Origin of the sequence: Variovorax sp. Root318D1 (assembly GCF_001424835.1) — a bacterium.
In the GTDB taxonomy this organism is placed as follows: domain Bacteria; phylum Pseudomonadota; class Gammaproteobacteria; order Burkholderiales; family Burkholderiaceae_C; genus Variovorax.
The window spans coordinates 1-18,089 of record NZ_LMCQ01000011.1 but is presented as its reverse complement, the minus strand read 5'-3'; the positions used below and the strand labels follow the sequence as shown (position 1 = coordinate 18,089).

General features: G+C 67.0%; 14 protein-coding genes. 8 read left to right on the top strand and 6 right to left on the bottom strand.

Annotation, left to right across the window (positions count from 1 at the left end; translation table 11 throughout):
• Position 1: 1 nt before the first annotated feature.
• Positions 2-1,741: a hypothetical protein gene (locus ASC78_RS10095; RefSeq protein ID WP_055800194.1), complete on the bottom strand. Its 1,740-nt coding sequence runs from the start codon at positions 1,739-1,741 to the stop codon at positions 2-4.
• An 81-nt stretch (positions 1,742-1,822) separates the two neighbouring features.
• Positions 1,823-2,092 carry a type B 50S ribosomal protein L31 gene (locus ASC78_RS10090; RefSeq protein ID WP_055800191.1) on the bottom strand — a complete coding sequence of 90 codons (270 nt, stop codon included), beginning with the start codon at positions 2,090-2,092 and terminating at the stop codon, positions 1,823-1,825.
• 158 nt (positions 2,093-2,250) lie between these two features.
• Here ASC78_RS10090 and ASC78_RS10085 point away from each other — a divergent pair, with 158 nt between their 5' ends.
• On the top strand, positions 2,251-3,309 hold the full coding sequence (locus ASC78_RS10085; RefSeq protein WP_055800188.1) for an oxidoreductase: 1,059 nt from the start codon (positions 2,251-2,253) through the stop codon (positions 3,307-3,309).
• A 58-nt stretch (positions 3,310-3,367) separates the two neighbouring features.
• Here the strand turns inward: ASC78_RS10085 and rho are convergent, their stop codons facing one another.
• Both rho and trxA read right to left on the bottom strand, forming a co-directional pair.
• Positions 3,368-4,633: a transcription termination factor Rho gene (gene rho, locus ASC78_RS10080; RefSeq protein ID WP_012747432.1), complete on the bottom strand. Its 1,266-nt coding sequence runs from the start codon at positions 4,631-4,633 to the stop codon at positions 3,368-3,370.
• A 182-nt stretch (positions 4,634-4,815) separates the two neighbouring features.
• Positions 4,816-5,148, bottom strand: coding sequence for a thioredoxin TrxA (trxA, locus tag ASC78_RS10075; protein ID WP_055800184.1), 333 nt, complete (start codon positions 5,146-5,148; stop codon positions 4,816-4,818).
• 158 nt (positions 5,149-5,306) lie between these two features.
• Between trxA and ASC78_RS10070 the strand changes: the two genes are divergently transcribed.
• The 6 genes from ASC78_RS10070 (at position 5,307) to ASC78_RS10045 (ending at position 15,481) form a co-directional block, all read left to right on the top strand.
• Positions 5,307-7,898, top strand: coding sequence for a PD-(D/E)XK nuclease family protein (locus tag ASC78_RS10070; RefSeq protein WP_055800181.1), 2,592 nt, complete (start codon positions 5,307-5,309; stop codon positions 7,896-7,898).
• Positions 7,895-11,158 (top strand): UvrD-helicase domain-containing protein, encoded by a 3,264-nt coding sequence (locus ASC78_RS10065; protein ID WP_055800179.1) that lies wholly within the window; start codon positions 7,895-7,897, stop codon positions 11,156-11,158. Before ASC78_RS10070 ends, ASC78_RS10065 begins: the two co-directional genes overlap by 4 nt.
• Positions 11,155-12,393 carry a TIGR03862 family flavoprotein gene (locus tag ASC78_RS10060; RefSeq protein WP_055800176.1) on the top strand — a complete coding sequence of 413 codons (1,239 nt, stop codon included), beginning with the start codon at positions 11,155-11,157 and terminating at the stop codon, positions 12,391-12,393. The genes ASC78_RS10065 and ASC78_RS10060 overlap by 4 nt, the downstream gene beginning before the upstream one ends.
• Before the next feature lie 80 nt (positions 12,394-12,473).
• Positions 12,474-14,387, top strand: a complete 1,914-nt coding sequence (locus ASC78_RS10055; RefSeq protein WP_055800173.1) for a galactose oxidase-like domain-containing protein — start codon at positions 12,474-12,476, stop codon at positions 14,385-14,387.
• A 36-nt stretch (positions 14,388-14,423) separates the two neighbouring features.
• The gene (locus ASC78_RS10050; protein WP_235505046.1) at positions 14,424-14,867 is read left to right on the top strand and encodes a hypothetical protein; all 444 of its coding nucleotides are present in this window, start codon (positions 14,424-14,426) and stop codon (positions 14,865-14,867) included.
• Complete coding sequence (locus ASC78_RS10045; protein ID WP_235505045.1) at positions 14,864-15,481, top strand: SCO family protein; 618 nt, start codon at positions 14,864-14,866, stop codon at positions 15,479-15,481. Before ASC78_RS10050 ends, ASC78_RS10045 begins: the two co-directional genes overlap by 4 nt.
• Positions 15,482-15,511: 30 nt before the next feature.
• Here ASC78_RS10045 and ASC78_RS10040 read toward each other — a convergent pair whose 3' ends face one another.
• Positions 15,512-16,201: a winged helix-turn-helix transcriptional regulator gene (locus ASC78_RS10040; RefSeq protein ID WP_200934291.1), complete on the bottom strand. Its 690-nt coding sequence runs from the start codon at positions 16,199-16,201 to the stop codon at positions 15,512-15,514.
• A 109-nt stretch (positions 16,202-16,310) separates the two neighbouring features.
• Between ASC78_RS10040 and ASC78_RS10035 the strand changes: the two genes are divergently transcribed.
• Positions 16,311-17,183: a class I SAM-dependent methyltransferase gene (locus ASC78_RS10035; protein WP_055800167.1), complete on the top strand. Its 873-nt coding sequence runs from the start codon at positions 16,311-16,313 to the stop codon at positions 17,181-17,183.
• 341 nt (positions 17,184-17,524) lie between these two features.
• Here the strand turns inward: ASC78_RS10035 and ASC78_RS10030 are convergent.
• The coding region (locus tag ASC78_RS10030) for a hypothetical protein (RefSeq protein WP_235505044.1) at positions 17,525-18,089 on the bottom strand (565 nt) is incomplete at its 5' end.

The following is an 18,089-nucleotide window of genomic DNA, read 5'->3' as shown; positions in this document are numbered from 1 at the left end:
GCTACGGCGCGATCTTCTGGTAGAGCAGCAGGTCGTCGGTTGCACTGCTGGGCCGGCGGAGGGTGCCGTTGAAGCGCCATTTCTCCAGCGGAATGATGAGGTGAAGCCGCTCGATGGTGTCGGGGCTCACCAGCAGCCAGGGGCAGTTGGTGCCGAGCAGCAGCGGCTGCAAGTTGAAACGGCCGTGGTGCTGCAGGGCCGCAATGTGCGCCCGGCTGAGCGCCAGCTCGGCGATGCAGCTTGGCTGGCCGACGCGCTCGGCCACCGCGCGCACCTGCGGCACATAGCTGCGTGCGTAATCGATGGAAGGCAGCCAGAGCGTCATCAGCAGCATCCAGCACAGGGCGGTGCCTCCGGCCGGAAGCACCAGCGTTTTCCAGAGCGCCGCGCGGTGGCGCCCGGTGCGCCAGCGCACCAGCCAGCACCAGGCGATGCTTGCGGCCAGGGCCAGCACGAAGGGAATTGCCGAGAACTCGGGCACGAAGCCGGGCACCAGCCGCGCCACGCTGGCCGCCGGCTTGGGCGGCACGCCGGTCTGCATGGCAACCCAGTAGATCCACCCCAGCACCGCCAGGCCGCTGAAGAACAGCACGTTGAACCAGTCGATCAGCGCCGCCACGCTGCGCCGGAACGTGGGCAGCGCGAATGCCGCCAGCGTGGCGAGGGCGGGCAGCGCCAGCAGCAGCGACCGGTCGGAATAGTCGGTAGTCCAGGTGGCAGCCAGCGGCACCAGCGCGAACCAGAACGGCAGCGCCACGTGGCGCGCGGTGAGCAGCCGGCGCCAGCGCCAGAGCGTCCAGAGAGCGAGGGGCCAGACGGGCCAGGTGAACCACACCAGCAGCTTGGCCTGGCTGCGGACGTCGCTCAGCACGGAAGTGCTGCTCGGATGATGGCCGGGCAGCTGAATCTTCCACTGCAGCAGGCCCAGGCCGGTGGCCAGCGCCGCCGCCACCAGCGCGACGGCAATCATTGTGGCCAGAGCATCTTTGCTATAGCCGGGACTTTCGTCGGCGGTGGTGTTTGCCTCGGCCTTGGCAGTGCGCCGCTCATAGGCCATGAAGAGGGCACTGCCTACCGCCAACGCCAGGCCGACCGTGGGGCCGCCGCTCAACGTCATGCCGATGGTGCCAACCATCAGCGCGATGACCGGGCCCAGCCGTCGGTACGGCAACGCGGCGACGCCGTAGAAAAGATGCGAGGCAAAGTACAACTGTGCCAGTGCCGGCGTGGTTTCATGGCCGAGTTGGGCCAGGCCCAGGCAGGCGATCAGTGCCAGCAGCCCGCCGTCGGCAATCGCGCGGGCGTAGTCGGTCGGGCGCGCCTCGCCGCCGAAGGCGAATGCCACCGGCTGGGCCCGCGAGGTGCGGGCAAGGTAGTAGACCGCGTACCAGGTGGCGGTGAACGTGCCCCAGAGCAACAGCGCAAAGACGATGCGCACGGCCAGGTCGGGGTGCAGCCACGAGGGCGCGATCTTGATCGCCCAGGCACCGATCCAGTACGGGATGAGCGCCGGCGTTTCGGGCCGAAGGCCCAGGAGCAGGGGGTCGAACCAGCGAGAGATGCCCTCGGTGTTGCGCGCCAGCTCGGCCATGTAGCCGAACGAGGTAATGTCCGCGCTTTTCCATGGGCCGCGGCCCACAAGGCCCGGCAGAAGGTAGGCGGCGCATAACAGCAGCAATGCGATGCGCGGCAACCGGCGCACGGCGCTTTGGGCAACGATCGCTGGGGTGGGCTGGTTCACAAGGTGGTTCGGACGGCAGTCTTGGGAAAGAAAAAGGGCAGCGCGGTAAACCGGGCTGCCCTCGATGCGAAAGCGCGTGCTTTACTTGGAAGCAGCGCCGGTGGTCTTGCCGAAGCGGTTGCGGAACTTCTCGACGCGACCGCCCATGTTGTCGACCGACTTCTGGGTGCCGGTGTAGAACGGATGCGATTCGCTCGTGGTGTCGAGCTTGAACAGCGGCAGTTCGCGGCCGTCGTCGGTCTTGCCCATTTCCTTGGTGTTCGCGCACGAACGGGTCACGAACTTGAAGCCGTTCGACATGTCGACGAACAGAACGTCGCGGTAATTCGGGTGGATGCCTTCTTTTGCCATGGTCTTTCCTTTGGGGTCGATGCGAGAGCCACAAGCGTGCCTACAGAGGGGCAAGCCATTCCGGGTGGGGAATCGCCGGGCAAAACGCCCAGCCGCACTTTTCGCGGAGCCAGCGATTATCGCATACTGGCCGTTTTGAGCGAAAGGCGGCCTCTCAGATGACCTCCAGAACGTTGCGTGCCGGCCTCGTCGGCTACGGCTTTGCCGGCCAGACTTTCCACGCGCCGGTGCTTTCGGCCGTTCCAGGGCTCGAATTGGCAGCGGTGGCAAGCTCGCAGCCGCACAAGGTCCATGCCGAATGGCCCGGCGTGGCCGTGGTGCCCGACGTCGACGCGCTTGTGGCGCGGGCGGACATCGACTTGGTGGTGGTTGCCACGCCAAATGCCCAGCATTTTCCGGTCGCCAGGGCAGCCTTGGAAGCCGGCAAGCACGTCGTGGTGGACAAGCCTTTCACGCTCGATGCCGCCGAAGCTCGCGAACTCGAGTTGTTGGCCGAGCGCAACAATCGCGTGCTCTCGGTTTACCAGAATCGCCGTTTCGACGCCGACTACCTCACGCTCAAAGATTTGCTGGCCAGCGGCGAAGTGGGCCGGCCGGTGTACCTGGAGTCGCATTTCGACCGCTTCCGTCCCGAGGTGCGCGACCGCTGGCGCGAGCAGAAAGTGCCCGGGTCTGGTCTTTGGGTCGACCTGGGCGCCCATCTGGTCGACCAGGCGGTTCAGCTGTTCGGCAAGCCCGACACGCTGCAGCTCGACACCGCGGTGCTTCGAGAGGGCGCGCAGGTCGAGGACTATTTTCATGCCGTGCTGCGCTATGAAAGCGGTCCTCATGCGCCGCTGCGCGTGGTGCTGCACGCCACCACCCTGGCCGCCCATGCCGCGCCGCGCTACATCCTGCATGGCACACGCGGCAGCTATGTGAAGCGCGGCGTCGATCCGCAGGAAGACGCGCTCCGCGCTGGTGGCCGCCCGGGCGGCGACGACTGGGGTGTGGACCCGTTGCCGGGTGAGCTGAAGACGGTGGCGGTCGAGAACTGGGTGCGCGAGAGCACGGTGCCCAACCGCCGCGGCAACTACGTCGACTACTACGCCGCGGTGCGCGACGCGATCCTCGGCATCGGACTCAACCCAGTGCCGCCGGCAGAGGCGGTGGCGCTCATGGAACTGCTCGACCTGGGTACCCGCAGCGCACAAGAGGGCCGGGCCTTGGCGCCATGAAAAAAGCGCGTCGCCCCAATGGGGACGACGCGCTTTCGGGCGACGATCGCGAGGGGGCTCAGCCGCCTCGGCGCATCATGTCGAAGAACTCGACATTGGTCTTCGTCGCCTTCATGTTCTTGAGCATGAGTTCCATCGACTCGATCTCGTCCATGTTGTACATGAGCTGGCGCAGGATGCGGGTCTTTTGCAGGATCTCGGGGGCGAGCAGCAGTTCTTCGCGACGGGTGCCGCTGCGGTTGAGCTGGATCGACGGGAACACGCGCTTTTCGTACAGGCGGCGGTCCAGGTGGATTTCGGAGTTGCCGGTGCCCTTGAACTCTTCGAAGATCACTTCGTCCATGCGGCTGCCGGTGTCGATCAGCGCAGTGCCGATGATGGTGAGCGAGCCGCCTTCTTCCACGTTGCGAGCCGCGCCCAGGAAGCGCTTGGGGCGCTGCAGCGCGTTGGAGTCGACACCGCCGGTCAGCACCTTGCCCGACGAGGGCACGACGTTGTTGTAGGCGCGGGCGAGGCGGGTGATCGAGTCCAGCAGGATCACCACGTCCTTCTTGAGCTCGACCAGGCGCTTGGCGCGCTCGATCACCATTTCGGCCACGTGCACGTGGCGAGCCGCGGGTTCGTCGAAGGTCGAGGCAATGACCTCGCCCTTCACGGTGCGCTGCATTTCGGTCACTTCTTCAGGCCGCTCGTCCACCAGCAGCACCATCATGTGCACTTCGGGGTAGTTGGCGCTGATGGCGTGGGCGATGTGCTGCATCATCACCGTCTTGCCGCTCTTGGGCGGCGCCACCAGCAGGGCGCGCTGGCCCTTGCCGATGGGGGCGATGATGTCGATGATGCGGCCCGTGATGTTCTCGTCGCTCTTGATGCCGTCGCGCTCGAGCTTCATCTGTTCCTTGGGGAACAGCGGCGTCAAGTTCTCGAACATCACCTTGTGCTTGTTCTGCTCGGGCGGACCGTCGTTGACCTTGTCGAGCTTGGTCAGCGCGAAGTAGCGCTCGCCGTCCTTGGGCGTGCGCACTTCGCCTTCGATCATGTCGCCGGTGTGCAGGTTGAAGCGGCGCACCTGGCTCGGCGAAATGTAGATGTCGTCGGTGCTGGCGGTGAAGCTGGTGTCGGGGCTGCGCAGAAAGCCGAAGCCGTCGGGCAGGATTTCGAGCACGCCGTCGGCAAAGACCTGCTCGCCGGCCTTGGCGCGCTTCTTGATGATCGCGAACATCAGCTCTTGCTTGCGCATGCGGCCGACGTTTTCGATCTCAAGCGCTTCAGCCTGCTTGAGGACTTCAGACACGTGGAGTGCCTTGAGTTCGTTTAAGTGCATGGAATGACCCCTTGCGGGGCAATCGATCGGAAAAACGGGGGGAGGTTTAGTGTGAAGCGAGAGCTGCTTCACAAACCGGGGAACTCGAACCGGTTACCTCGAAGGGGCCGGTGATCTGTGGGAGATTATGACAGCAAAAAATCGTCCGGCCAACGCATTGCGCGCTGGCCGGTTGAAATGCCTCAGGCGAGCTGCTGGTCGATGAAGGCGGTGAGTTGCGCCTTGCTCATGGCGCCCACCTTGGTGGCGGCCAACTGGCCGTCCTTGAACAGCATGAGCGTGGGGATGCCGCGGATGCCGAACTTGGCCGGGATGTCGCGGTTCTCGTCCACATTGAGCTTGGCGATCTGCAGCTTGCCTTCGTAGGCGGCCGACACTTCATCGAGGATGGGCGCAATCATCTTGCAGGGACCGCACCATTCGGCCCAGTAGTCGACCAGCACCGGCTGGCTGGACTTGAGCACGTCGGCTTCGAAGGAAGAATCGGAGATGTGTTTGATCAGGTCGCTGGCCATGAGATGTGTCCTTGTGCGCGGAGAGTTTCGGTGCAGCTAAAGTGCTGGTCATTGTGACAGAAACCAAGGGGTGGGGTGCCATGCGGGAACGCTATGACACCGATAGCAAAAGCCCTTTGCGCGTCGCGCCTCCACGCCCCCCAACCCCTCGATAGAACATGAACGAAGGCCACCCCGTCCAGGCCCTGTGGTGCGACCCCGCCGACGGCGTGGTGGCACGCATTGCCGGCGCCATTGCACAGCGCCAGCTGCACGCGGCGCGCACCGTGGTGCTGGTGCCGTATGCGCAATTGATGGGCGTGGGGCGCAGCATGTGGGCGCGATGCGGGACCCCGGGCTTCGTGCCGCGTTTCGAAACCACGCGCAACTGGGCGCGCAGCGCGGGTGGGTTCCTTCCCTCGGGCTACGACATCGCATTCGACATGGCACACGACCTGGTCACGGCCCAGGCACTGCTGTCGCAGGCCGGCTTTACCGCCGAGCGCTTTGCGCTGGCCGGGCGCGTGGTCGAGCTGGCATACCAACTTGCGCCCCTGGCGGCTGCCGCGCTCCCCGAAGAGCGGGGCAGCGAGTGGGCGCAGCGGGCGGCTCACGTGGCCGAGGCGGGCAGCGAGTCGGAATGGTTTCGCACCGAAAGCGCGCTGATCCGCGTGGCGGTGGCCTGGGCCGCCAACTCCGGCTACGCCACCGATGTGCTGCTGCGCGAGAACGTGCGCGCGCAGGTCGATGCGCTCATCGTGCTCGAAGGCTTCCAGACCGATCCGCTGACGCAGACGCTTTGCACCTTGTGGGGCGATCGCGCGATTCATCTTTCGCTGGTTCCGACGGCCTCGCCAGCCGCGGCCGCCAGCGCCCATGTCGCCGCCGACCCCGAGGACGAGGCGGAACTGGCGGCCGCCTGCGTGCTGCGGCACCTGGCCGAGGGCCGCGCGCCGGTCGCGCTGATCACCACCGACCGCGCGCTTACGCGGCGCATCGGTGCGCAGCTCCAGGCCGAGGGGATCACGGCGCACGATGAAACCGGCTGGAAGCTTTCCACCACACGAGCCGCCGCCACCGTGATGAGCGGGCTGCGCGCCTCTGCGCACGACGCCGGCAGCGACCAGGTGCTCGATTGGCTCAAGAGCGGCGCCGACGGCGATGCCATGGCTGTCCAGGCGCTGGAGGCTCGGCTGCGCCGCGAAGGTGTGCGCGAGTGGTCCGCCTGGTGCGGGCAGGTCGCGCGCAGCGAAAAGCCGCAAGACATTGCGCTGCTCCCGTTCACCGAGGCCATCGAAGGCCGCCGCATGGCGATGGCCAAGTCGAGGCCGCTGGCCGACTGGCTCCGCGCGCTACGCGAACTGCTGGAGGCCGGTGCCCAATGGGAGCCGCTCGCAGCCGACATGGCCGGCGCCAAGGTGATCGGCGCGCTGTGGCTCGATGCCGATGCGCACGGCGACGACGACGACTTTCCCGGCGGACGCCACACGCTGGCCGAGTTCACGGCCTGGGTGCGCGATGTGCTGGAAGACGCCAGCTTCGTGCCGCCCGCCGGCAGCGACACGCCCCAGGTGGTGGTGTTGCCGCTGCACCAGTTGTTGGGCCGCGCGTTCGGCGCCGTGGTCATTCCCGGCTGCGACGACCGACGCCTGCCGGCCTCTCCCGAGCCGCCGGGCAACTGGAGTGCCGCCCAGCGCGCCGAACTGGGCCTGCCCGCGCGCGAAACCCTAGAGGCCGCGCAACGCGCAGCCTGGGCCGCGGCGCTGTGCAACCCGTGCTGCGAAATTCTGTGGCGGCAGTCCGATGCCAGCGGCGAGCCCGTCCGCCCGAGCCCGCTGGTGCAGGCGCTGCAGCTCGACCATGCCCTGCAGCTTGCGACAGATCCGCGCACGCCGCGTGAGGTGGCTCTGCAGCCGACGATGTATCCAACGCCTTCCGGCGCGCTGCTACCGCTGCGGAACATCTCGACCACCGTCTATGAGGACCTGCGTCGCTGTCCTTACCGCTTCTTTGCCTTGCGGCAACTGGGCTTGCGCAGCGCGGACGAGCTCGATGCCGAGGTCGACAAGCGCGACTTCGGCAACTGGCTGCACGCCGTGCTGGGTTATTTTCATGAAGCGCTTAAAGAGCAGCCGACCTACGACGTTGCCGAGCGCATGGCCCTCATGAGCGCGGCGGCCGAGGATGCCACCCGCGAGTTCGCGCTGTCCGATGCCGAATTTTTGCCGTTCGCCGCGGCGTGGCCGGCCGTGCGCGACGGCTACCTGCTATGGCTTGCGGGGCACGAGGCAAGCGGCGCCGTCTTCGTCGAGTCGGAGCCGTGGAAGGAGCAGCCGCTGGGCAACCTGCAACTGGTCGGCCGGCTGGACCGAATCGACCGCATGCCCGACGGCCAAGCCTTCGTGATCGACTACAAGACCGAATCCGCCGCGGTGACCAAGGAGCGAGTGAAGGACCCGACCGAGGACACGCAGCTGGCCTTCTATGCCGCGCTGGTGGCCGACGACACGCTGCGCGCCGCCTACGTCAACGTCGGCGAGAAGTCGTCCGGCACGCAGACCGTCGAACAGCCCGTGGTGGTGGAGGCGCGCGATGCGCTGGTGGCGGGCATCCTCGATGACTTTGCCCGGATTGCACGAGGCGCGGCGCTGCCTCCGCTCGGGGAAGGCGCAATTTGCGACTACTGCGCGGCGCGCGGCCTCTGCCGCAAAGACTTCTGGGAGGTCGAGAGACCCCCGGTTTCGATGGTGGCTGGAGCATTGGCGAAATGAACGGCGCCGCCTACGAACACAACGGCCGGCACGTCTCGCGCGAGGCCTTCTACACCGTTGCCTGCGATCCGCGGCGATCGGTTGCCGTCGAGGCCTGCGCCGGCGCGGGCAAGACCTGGATGCTGGTGTCGCGCATCTTGCGCGCGTTGCTCGAAGAGGGCGACTCCGCCTGCGAGCCGCACGAGATCCTGGCAATCACCTTCACCAAGAAGGCCGCCGGCGAGATGCGCGAGCGGCTCGATCAGTGGCTGGAGCAATTCGCCGAGCGCAGCCCCGAAGAGCTGGTGCGCGAACTTGTGATGCGCGGCGTGAGACCCGATGCCGCACTTGCCGCCGTACCGCGCCTGCAAGGCCTCTACCGGCGCTTGCTCGAAGGCGGACGGCCTGTGCAGTTCCGCACCTTCCACGCCTGGTTCGCGGGCTTGCTGCGCAACGCACCCCTGGCAGTGCTGCGCGAACTCGGCCTGCCCGCGAACTACGAACTGCTCGAGGACGATGCCGAGGCGCGCGCACGCACCTGGCGGCCCTTCTTCGAAGCCGTGACCTCCGACAAAGAGGCTCTGGCCGACTACTACGCCGTCGTCGCCACCTATGGCCGGTCGCAGACCGCCAAGGCGCTGGGCGAAGCGCTCACGCGCCGCGTCGAGTTCGTGCTGTCCGATCCGGCCTCCGCCGTGCAGCATTTCAGCGCCATGCATCCCGCGCTCGAAGGCATGGACGATCCGACCGATGCCTTGAGCGGAGAAGCGGTCAGGCGCCGCTGGCTCGATCGTGCCGCCGCGCTCGGCCGTGAAGCCAACAAGACGCCGCAGAAGGCGGCCGAGGCGATCATCGACGTGTTCGGCACCGGTGAGCCGCCGAGCGAGTCGCGCGCCGCCGCGCTGGCGCACCTGCGCAAGAACTTCTTCGTCGCCGCCGAAGACAGGCTTACGAAGAATCTGCAGAAATACCCCGCCGCGCAAGAGGCGGAGGCCGAGCTCCAGACCCTGTGTGCAGCACAGGCGCAGCACGCGGCCTGGCTCTACCAGCAGCGCATGACGCGGCTCACGCGCATCCTCATCTCCGCCTTTGCCGAGGTCAAGCGCGCGCATGGCTGGGTCGACATGAACGATGTCGAGCAGGCTGCGCAGCTGCTGCTCGGCCAGTCTGCGTTGTCGGGATGGGTGCAGGAGCGGCTCGACGCACGCATCGCGCACCTGCTGATCGACGAATTCCAGGACACCAACCCGCTGCAATGGCAGGCGCTCTACGGCTGGCTTAGCGCCTACACCGGCGCGGGCGGCAGCGCGCCGCGCGTCTTCATCGTGGGCGACCCGAAGCAGAGCATCTACCGCTTTCGCCGCGCCGAGCCGCAGGTGTTCATTGCGGCGAAGAAGTTCGTGCGCGAAGGGTTGGGTGGCGAGCTGCTCAACTGCGACCACACCCATCGCAATGCGCGCGCTGTGGTCGGGCTGGTGAACCAGGCCATGCTGGCTGCGCAAGAGGCCGGCGAGTTCGACGGCTACCGCGCCCACACCACGGAGCGCAACGACGAAGGCGAACTGCTCAAGCTGCCCGCCATCGACCGCGATGCCCTCAACACCGTCGCCCACGCCGCTCCAGCCGACGACGGCATGCTGCATTGGCGCGACAGCCTCGTGACCCCGCGCGTGCTGCCCGAAGAGCAATTGCTGCAAAAGGAATGCGAGCAGGCTGCGCGCTGGGTCGCGCAGCGCATTGCCGACGGCACGCCGCCGCGGCAGATCATGGTGCTGGCGCGCCGCCGCAACCGGCTGGCCGCCATGCAGGACGCGTTGCGCCAGCGCCATATTCCCGTGCAGCAACCCGAGAAGAACGAACTGCATGATGCACCCGAGGTGCAGGACGTGGTGGCGCTGATCGATGCACTGGTGTCACCCGCGCACGATCTTTCGCTGGCACGTGCACTCAAGTCGCCGCTGTTCGGCATTGGCGACGATGCGCTGGTGCAACTGGCGCTGCGACAGCGCGAGCAACCTTCCCTGAGCTGGTTCGGGTTGATCCAGAAAGGCGAGGGCTTGCCAGCGGAGTTGGTCAAAGCCGGCACCAGGCTCAAGCAGTGGCAGCGCTGGCTCGCGGCATTGCCGCCGCACGACGCGCTGGACGCGATTTTTCATGACGGCGATGTGCTGGCCAGGTTCGGCGCCGCGGTGCCTGCCCCCATGCGGCAGAGCGCGCTGGCCAATCTGCGCGGGCTGGTTGCGGCATCGCTCGACATCGAGGGTGCGCGCTTTGCCACGCCCTACGCGCTGGTGCGTGCATTGCGAGCAGGCGGCGTACGCGCGCCATCCGTCGCCGTGCCCGATGCGGTGCAGCTCCTGACGGTGCACGGCGCCAAGGGCCTCGAGGCCGACACCGTGCTCATGCTCGATTGCGACGCGCCGCCGCCGCGCGCGCAGACCATGGGCGTGTTGGTCGAATGGAAGGGCAGCGACAGCGCACCGACGCGTTTCGTGTTCATGGCGAGCGAGAAAACGCCGCCTGGCTGCGCGGCCACGCTGCTCGAAGAAGAGCAACGGGCGCGCCATCGCGAAGAGCTCAACGGGCTCTATGTCGCGACCACCCGGGCGCGCGAGCGGCTGGTGCTGTCGTCGGTGCAGCCTGCCCGTGCCAACGAGAGCAGCTGGTGGTCGCGGCTCGAGTCGATGTGCCAACCAACGGAAGCGGACGAACCGCTGGTCGTGACGCCAACGGAATCGGTAGCTGGCAGTTTCTCGATGAAGAAGATGCCTGTGCTCGCGCCAGCGGCCAAAGAACCTGTGGCCGTCAAGAAGGCCGTTGCCGCAACGGTCGACGCACGGGCTGCCGCGTTCGGCCAGGCGATGCACCGGCTGCTCGAATGGGCCGTGCCGGGCGAGGCGCTGCCACCTGCGCACGTTCGCGCTGCGGCCCGCGAATTCATGCTCGATGCGCAACAGGCGCGCGGCGCCGCCGTGCTGGCCGAGCGCATTCGTGCTGGCGCCGGTGCATGGGCGTGGGATGAGCGCATGATCGACTGGCACGGCAACGAAGTGACCCTGGTCCACGAAGGCGAAACGCTGCGCATCGACCGGCTGGTGCGCGAGCGCGCCAGCGGTGCGTGGTGGATCCTCGACTACAAATCTGCCGCGCGCCCCGAGCGGGACGCGGAGTTGATCGCACAGATGCAGCGCTATCGCGCGGCCGTGCAACATGCCTATCCCGGTGCTTCGGTACGCGTCGCGTTCCTGACCGGGCAGGGCGAACTGGTAAATCTCGAATGACTCTTTCCCATACCGTTGCCGTGATCGGCGGCGGACCTGCCGGCCTGATGGCGGCTGAAGTCCTGAGCGCGTCCGGCGCGCAGGTACACGTTTATGACGCCATGCCCTCGGTGGGCCGCAAGTTCCTGCTGGCCGGCCGCGGCGGGCTCAACCTCACGCACTCCGAGCCCTTCGATGTGTTCATGAGCCGCTTCGGCGAGCGCCGCGCAGAGCTCGAACCCCTGCTCACGCAATTCGGTCCACAGCAGATACGCGAATGGGCCGCCGGCCTCGGCATCGAGACCTTCGTGGGCACGTCGGGCCGTGTGTTTCCGACCGACATGAAGGCCGCGCCTTTGCTGCGTGCCTGGCTGCACCGGTTGCGCGCGGCGGGCGTGCAGTTTCACATGCGCCATCGCTGGCTTGGCGATGCGCCATTCGACGCCGCATCGTTGCGGTTCACCACGCCAACCGGCGAGGCCACAGTCAAGGCCGATGCGGTGGTGCTTGCGCTCGGCGGTGCGAGCTGGGCACGACTCGGATCCGATGGCGCATGGGCGCCATGGCTGCAAGAGCGTGGTGTCGATATCGCGCCGCTGCTGCCTGCCAATTGCGGCTTCGACGGGGCAGGGTGGAGCGAGCATTTCTCCAGCCGATTCGCGGGCCAACCCTTCAAGTCTGTCGCAATCTCATTCACCGACAGCCAGGGACGCCGCTTTGCGCGCAAGGGCGAGTTCGTGGCGACCGCAACAGGCATCGAGGGCAGCCTCATCTATGCGGCTTCGGCATTGCTGCGCGACGAAGTCGCCGCGCACGGCAGCGCGACGCTGCTGCTCGATCTGTTGCCCGACCGCAGCGCCGAGCAGGTGCTGGCCGCCGTCAAGCATCCGCGCGGCGCACGGTCGCTCAGCAGCCACCTCAAGAGCCGGCTGGGCCTGGAGGGCATCAAGGCCGGCGTGCTGCATGAGGCATTGAGCCGGGAAGCCATGCAAGACGCCGAGCAACTGGCGACAACGATCAAGGCTGTGCCGTTGCGGTTGGTCGCGGCACGCCCCATTGACGAAGCCATCAGCACCGCGGGTGGCGTGCGCTTCGACGCGCTCGACGAGCGGCTGATGTCCAGCGCGTTGCCGGGCGTGTTCGTCGCGGGAGAAATGCTCGATTGGGAGGCGCCGACCGGCGGCTATCTGCTGACGGCATCCATGGCCAGCGGCGCGGCCGCGGCGCGCGGGGCGATCAGGCGGTTGGGCCTTTGAGGGTATAACTGAATACTTTTGTATTGTTTGTTGCGCGCGCAAGGAATAAGCTGCTATCAGACAAAAATAAAGGAGCAGCGATGACCAGCGTTCCATCGCCGCGCGCCGCGCGCGGGCTTGCTTATGCATCCCTGGTGTTCCTGGTTTGGTCCGGCGGTGACGCAGGAGGCGGCGCCCGCGCGCAGGGCGCAAATCCGACGCTGGCGGGCACGTCCGCATCGGCAAACAAGCCGGCGCCACCAGACGGACAACCGGCGTCCCTCACCAGTCCGTCCCCCGGCACCAAGTTCGCCAGCCGCAGCGTGACCTTCGTCTGGAACAACACGGGTGCCAACCAGTACGGCTTGACGATCCTGTCGGCCTCTTCGGCGACACCCGTGGTGGACACATCGACAAATGCGACAACGCTGACGGTGACAAACCTTCCCATAGACGGCGCGGGGCTCGTGGTCCGGCTGCGCTCCCGATTCAAGGGGAAGTGGCTGCCGGCCAACGAGTACCTGTTCACGGCAGCCGGATACACCGCGGCGCAATCGACCGCCGCGGTGAAGCCCTGGTCCGATCTGATCGCGCTGCCACTCGTGCCCGCATCGGCCGCCAACCTCCCCGACGGCAAGCTGCTGCTGTGGGCAGCCCGCTCGCCCACCAGCTTCAGCACGAGCAGCAGCGAGGCGTACACCTACACCTCGGTGTTCGATCCCGTCACGCGAAGCTCCAGCCCGCTGGTGGTCACGGCCACCGGCCATCAGATGTTCTGCCCTGGGCTGAGCATGCTGGCCGATGGCAGCGTGCTGGTCAGCGGCGGCAGCGATGCGACGAAGACCTCGATCTACGACCCGGCGCTGGGCGGCTGGGTGACGGGTGCGCAACTCGGCATTGCACGTGCCTACCAGTCGAGCACGACGATGTCCGACGGCTCCGTGTTCACAGTCGGCGGGTCGTGGAACGGCGGGCAGGGCGGCAAGTACGGCGAGGTGTGGTCGGCCGCCACCAAGACCTGGCGCACGCTGTCCGGCGTACCGGCCAACATGCCCGATGCGAGCAATGTCTCGAACCCGCCGCTGGCCGGCCCGGACGCGGCCGGGGTCTACCGGGGCGACAACCACATGTGGCTGTTCGGCGCCGCCAACGGCTGGGTATTCCACGCCGGGCCTGCTGCCGCAATGCATTGGATCGACACGCGCGGCAGCGGCGCCATCCTGCAGGCCGGGCTACGCAGCGACGACCCCTATGCCATGACCGCCAGCGCCGTGATGTACGACATCGGCAAGATCCTCAAGCTCGGCGGCGCGCCCAACCACGACAGCGGCAACGCCTTCAAGACCGCCTACATCATCGACATCAGCGCGGGCGCGCCGACGGCGCCCACGGTGCGCAAGCTTTCGCCGATGGCCTATGGCCGAACCTTTGTCAACAGCGTGGTGCTGCCTAACGGCGAGGTGTTCGTGATAGGCGGACAGACGCAGCCCGTTCCGTTTTCCGACTCCTACAGTGTGCTGGCGGCCGAGCTGTGGAGCCCGGAGCTGGAGAGCTTCATCACGGTGCCGCCAATGCAGAAACCGCGCAACTATCACAGCGTGGCCCTGCTGCTGCCGGACGGACGCGTGCTGGCGGGCGGCGGTGGGCTGTGCGACTGTGCGGCCGACCACCCGGATGCGGAGATCTACACGCCACCGTACCTGCTGACGAGCGACGGTTCGCCGGCGTCCCGCCCGGCCATCACGGCCGCGCCGGCCAGCGCCACATGGGGGAGCCAGATCGCCGTGGCGACCGACCGCGCGGCGGCCCGCTTTGCGCTGGTGCGCATGGCATCGGCCACTCACTCGGTCAACACCGATCAGCGCCGCATCCCGCTGTCATTCACGGGCACGGCAGGCAGCTACCAGTTGGGCATTCCGACCGATCGGGGGACGGTGCTGCCGGGCAACTACATGCTGTTCGCACTCGACAGCAGCGGCGTGCCGAGCGTGGCGCGCACCATCAACATCCGGTAGCGGCCGGCGCGCTTCGCGAAGCCAAGGCTTTCGATGATGATGCTGGCGCTTGCGCTCGGAACCGCACTGGCCGTTGGCCCGGCGTGGTCCGAAAAGCCTGAAGCCGCCGTGCCTTCCTCGGTGGCGCGTGGCGCGCGCCTGTTCGATGGCACCGAGCCACTCGCCGGCACGCTGTCCGGCCACAGCGCGCCGCTGCCGGGCGCAGCGACGCGCTGCATCCAGTGCCACGCGGGCCCCAGCAAATCCACTGACGCTGTCTCCGGTTTCGCGCCGCCGCTCGACCGGCGCCAATTGCGCGAAGTCCTCCCGCGCCGCGGCGGCCCGCCCGTCGCGTACGAGCGCGCATCCTTTTGCCGCACGCTGCGCACCGGCATCGACCCGGCCCATGTCGCGCTGCCCCGAGCCATGCCGCGCTTCGATGCCGACGAAGGGCAGTGCGCGGCGTTGTGGGACTACCTGACGCAAGCCCTTTCTCAATGAACTCAATGAACCCAATGAACGCACGGGGCCCCTTCATACCCTCGCGGGTTGCATCCCGCGGGCGTCGGCGCCTGCTTGCCGCCGGAGCACTGGCGTGGCTGGGTGTGCCTCCGGCCCGCGCAAACACCAGCATCGGCCCGGTGCTGCCGGCGGTGTCGGCTCCCGCCCTGCCGCTGCGGCGCCACGACGGCGTCACACCGATGCTCGCGGCGCAGTTGCGAGGCGCCCCAACCGCCGTTCAATTGATGTTTACCGGATGCAGCACGGTCTGCCCGATCCAGGGGGCCTTGTTCTCGACGCTGCAGGCGGCATTGCTGTCGGAGCGCTACACGGCGGTGCGCCTGCTGTCGCTGAGCATCGACCCGCTGTCTGACGACCCTGTTGCACTGAGCGCCTGGTTGCGGCGCTTCGGCGCAAGGCCAACGTGGAGCGCGGCGGCGCCCGCCCCCGAGGCACTTGAGTCGATGCTCTCGCTGTTCACGGGAGGCGCGGCAGCGGGCGACCGCCATACCGGCCAGGTTTATCTGTTCGATCGTCACGCCCGGCTGGTCTGGCGAACCAGCGAGTTGCCGCCGACCGAAGAGGTCATGGCCGGACTACGGCAGATTGGTTAGTTGGATGCAGCGGCTGCGGCGGGGAACGCCTCAGAGCCGCGCTGCGACCCGGGTGTCGGCGAAAACGCTGCGCCCGAGCCAGCGCCAGAGGTCGCGGGTATCGGATTCCGTGCCGATGACGCGCAGGCGCCGCTCGAGCAACGCAGCCTCCGCATCGAGATCGCCGGTCCAGATCTCGGTCAGGGTTCGCACGGTCGATTCGACAATCAGCGTCGGTTCGTCGCCGGGGTTGTCGCGGCAGAGGTCGGCGCTGCCCTGGTCGACGACCAGCCACCAGCGCCGCTCGCCCTCGGCTGCGTCGGTGAAGCGGAAGTGGATCACGATGCAGCGCGCGCGCGGGCACTCGTCGATCCGCACGAAGCGGCGGACGTCCCACATCAGGAAGCCGGCGTCCAGCTGGTCGCGCTTGAGCCGGCTGCCGATCCAGCGCGCACCCCAATGGCCCAGCGCCATCACGATTGGGCGCAACTCCTCACCCGCCGCAGTCAGGTGATATTCGGCCGTGCTGCCGTCGCCCTGAACCCGCTTGACGACACCCACTTCCTCCAGCTTGCGCAGGCGCTGTGCCAACAACGAGCCCGACATGCGCGGCACGCCGCGCCGGATGTCGTTGAAGCGCGTGCTGCCGCACAGCAGCTCGCGCACGACCAGGGGCGTCCAGCGCTCGCACAGCACCTCGGCGCCGCGCGCCACGGTACAAAACTGGCCGTAGTCGATCATGGTGCCAATTTAGTCCTTGAGGCGAGCCGAGGCCAGTACAAATTCTGGACTGGCGAACCTCGGGCCGCGCTGCCATTCTTGAGACTCCCTCACTCGATGGAGACCCATCATGACCACCGTCACAGCCCCGCCGGCATTCAATGCCGCCGCCTTCAAGACCACCACCCGCGCTCAGTGGCAGGCTGCCGCCGAGGCCTGGCATCGCTGGGGGCCGTTTCTCGGCCGCTGGCTGGGCGACGCAACGGAAACGATGTTCGACCTGGCTCGCATCGGGCCCGGCAGCCGGGTGCTCGACGTCGCGGCTGGCGCGGGAGAGCAGTCGATCGGAGCCGCGCGGCGCGCAGGCGCCAGCGGCCACGTGCTTGCCACCGACATCGCGCCTGCCTTGCTCGAGCGCGCGGCGGCGGATGCCAAGGCCGTGGGACTGTCGAACCTCGAGACCCTTGAACTCGACGGCGAGGCGCTCGACACGCTGCCCGCCGGCAGTTTCGACGCGGCAATCAGCCGCGTGGGCCTGATCTACTTCCCCGACCAGCAGCGCGCGCTCGCCGGCATGCGGCGCGCCTTGCGTCCGGGCGGGCGGGTGTCGGCGGTCGTCTACTCGACCCCCGAGCGCAATGCGTTCTTCTCGATCCCCGTGAAGATCATTCGCGAACGCGCGAGGCTTCCCGCGCCGCTGCCAGGACAGCCCGGACCGTTTTCGCTCGGTGCCGAGGGCGCGCTCGAGGCCGCGTTTGCCAAGGCCGGCTTGCACGACATCGAGGTGCGCCGGGTGCCGTCGCCTGTGCGGCTGGCGAGCGCGGCCGAATGCGTGCGCTTCGAACGCGAGTCCTTCGGCGCGCTGCACCAGATGATGGTCGGGCTCGACGAGGTCGAGCGTGCGAGCACCTGGGATGCCATTGAAGAGGCGCTGCGCCAGTTCGAAGGGAGCGATGGCTTCGTCGGGCCGTGCGAAATGCTCGTTGGCGCGGGAAGCACGTGAGGGTGGGAGAGGGGCCTGGAGCCCCCTTTCAACGCGCAAGTTCTTGTCTTGAGAATTCGCGATTTTTTGATGTTAGGTTGACGTTGACGAGCCTTACCGCCGCCCGTCGAACGACAAGAATTAATCAAGCACTTACGCAATCTTCGACTCACCCCGATACTCTGCTTCCAGGCTACATGCGGGGCATCGGCAGCACACCGAGGGGTTGATTTGGAAGCGGGGCGCACGGGGAGCGCGTTCCAGCGCGGCGTAATCCGACTCGATGAATCCTAAGGTGCCGCAGCGGGAGCACGATGAGGCGGCGAGAGCCACACACCAGGATCGAAGTCGGAGGCGAGCATTTATTTCCGAACCTGCCTTGAAGCAGGCTGTGCGGCAACAGACGTGGAGGATCTGGCGCCGGTGGAAGTGGCTGATCGTGCTGGATCCTCAACATTTACGAACGCAGAGGTGACAGAGTGGCGGCGCTCGAAGTCGCTGCCCACTCGGTTAACTGCGCCTCCAAGTGCATCGGAACTTTTTTCCCACGGCAGTCTGAATTCGACAAAGTACAGACCCGGCTTTTCCACTTTGGCGAGGTAGGGGATCCGGATCGTATTTCCCGGCGGAAGCGTAGAGAATTTGTAATTGAGTGTAGTGAGGTGCGAGAGGCGGAGAAGGGTCTCGTCGGCGACCAAGTTGCTCCCAAATATGTTGACCTCGGCTATGAACAGCGTTTGCTCCTTCAGATCCATCTCGATCTGGGTGTTGCCCGCGTTCTTGAGCGTGACAATCGCTTCGATAAACCGATGCGTTGGAGATGCAGTTTGAATCGCCCCGGCTTTCATGGAGGCCGGTTGGTTTAAGTCATGCCACCACCGTGGCGATCTGACTGGCGAGTTGCCGGTAATAGTTTGCCTCAGCTTC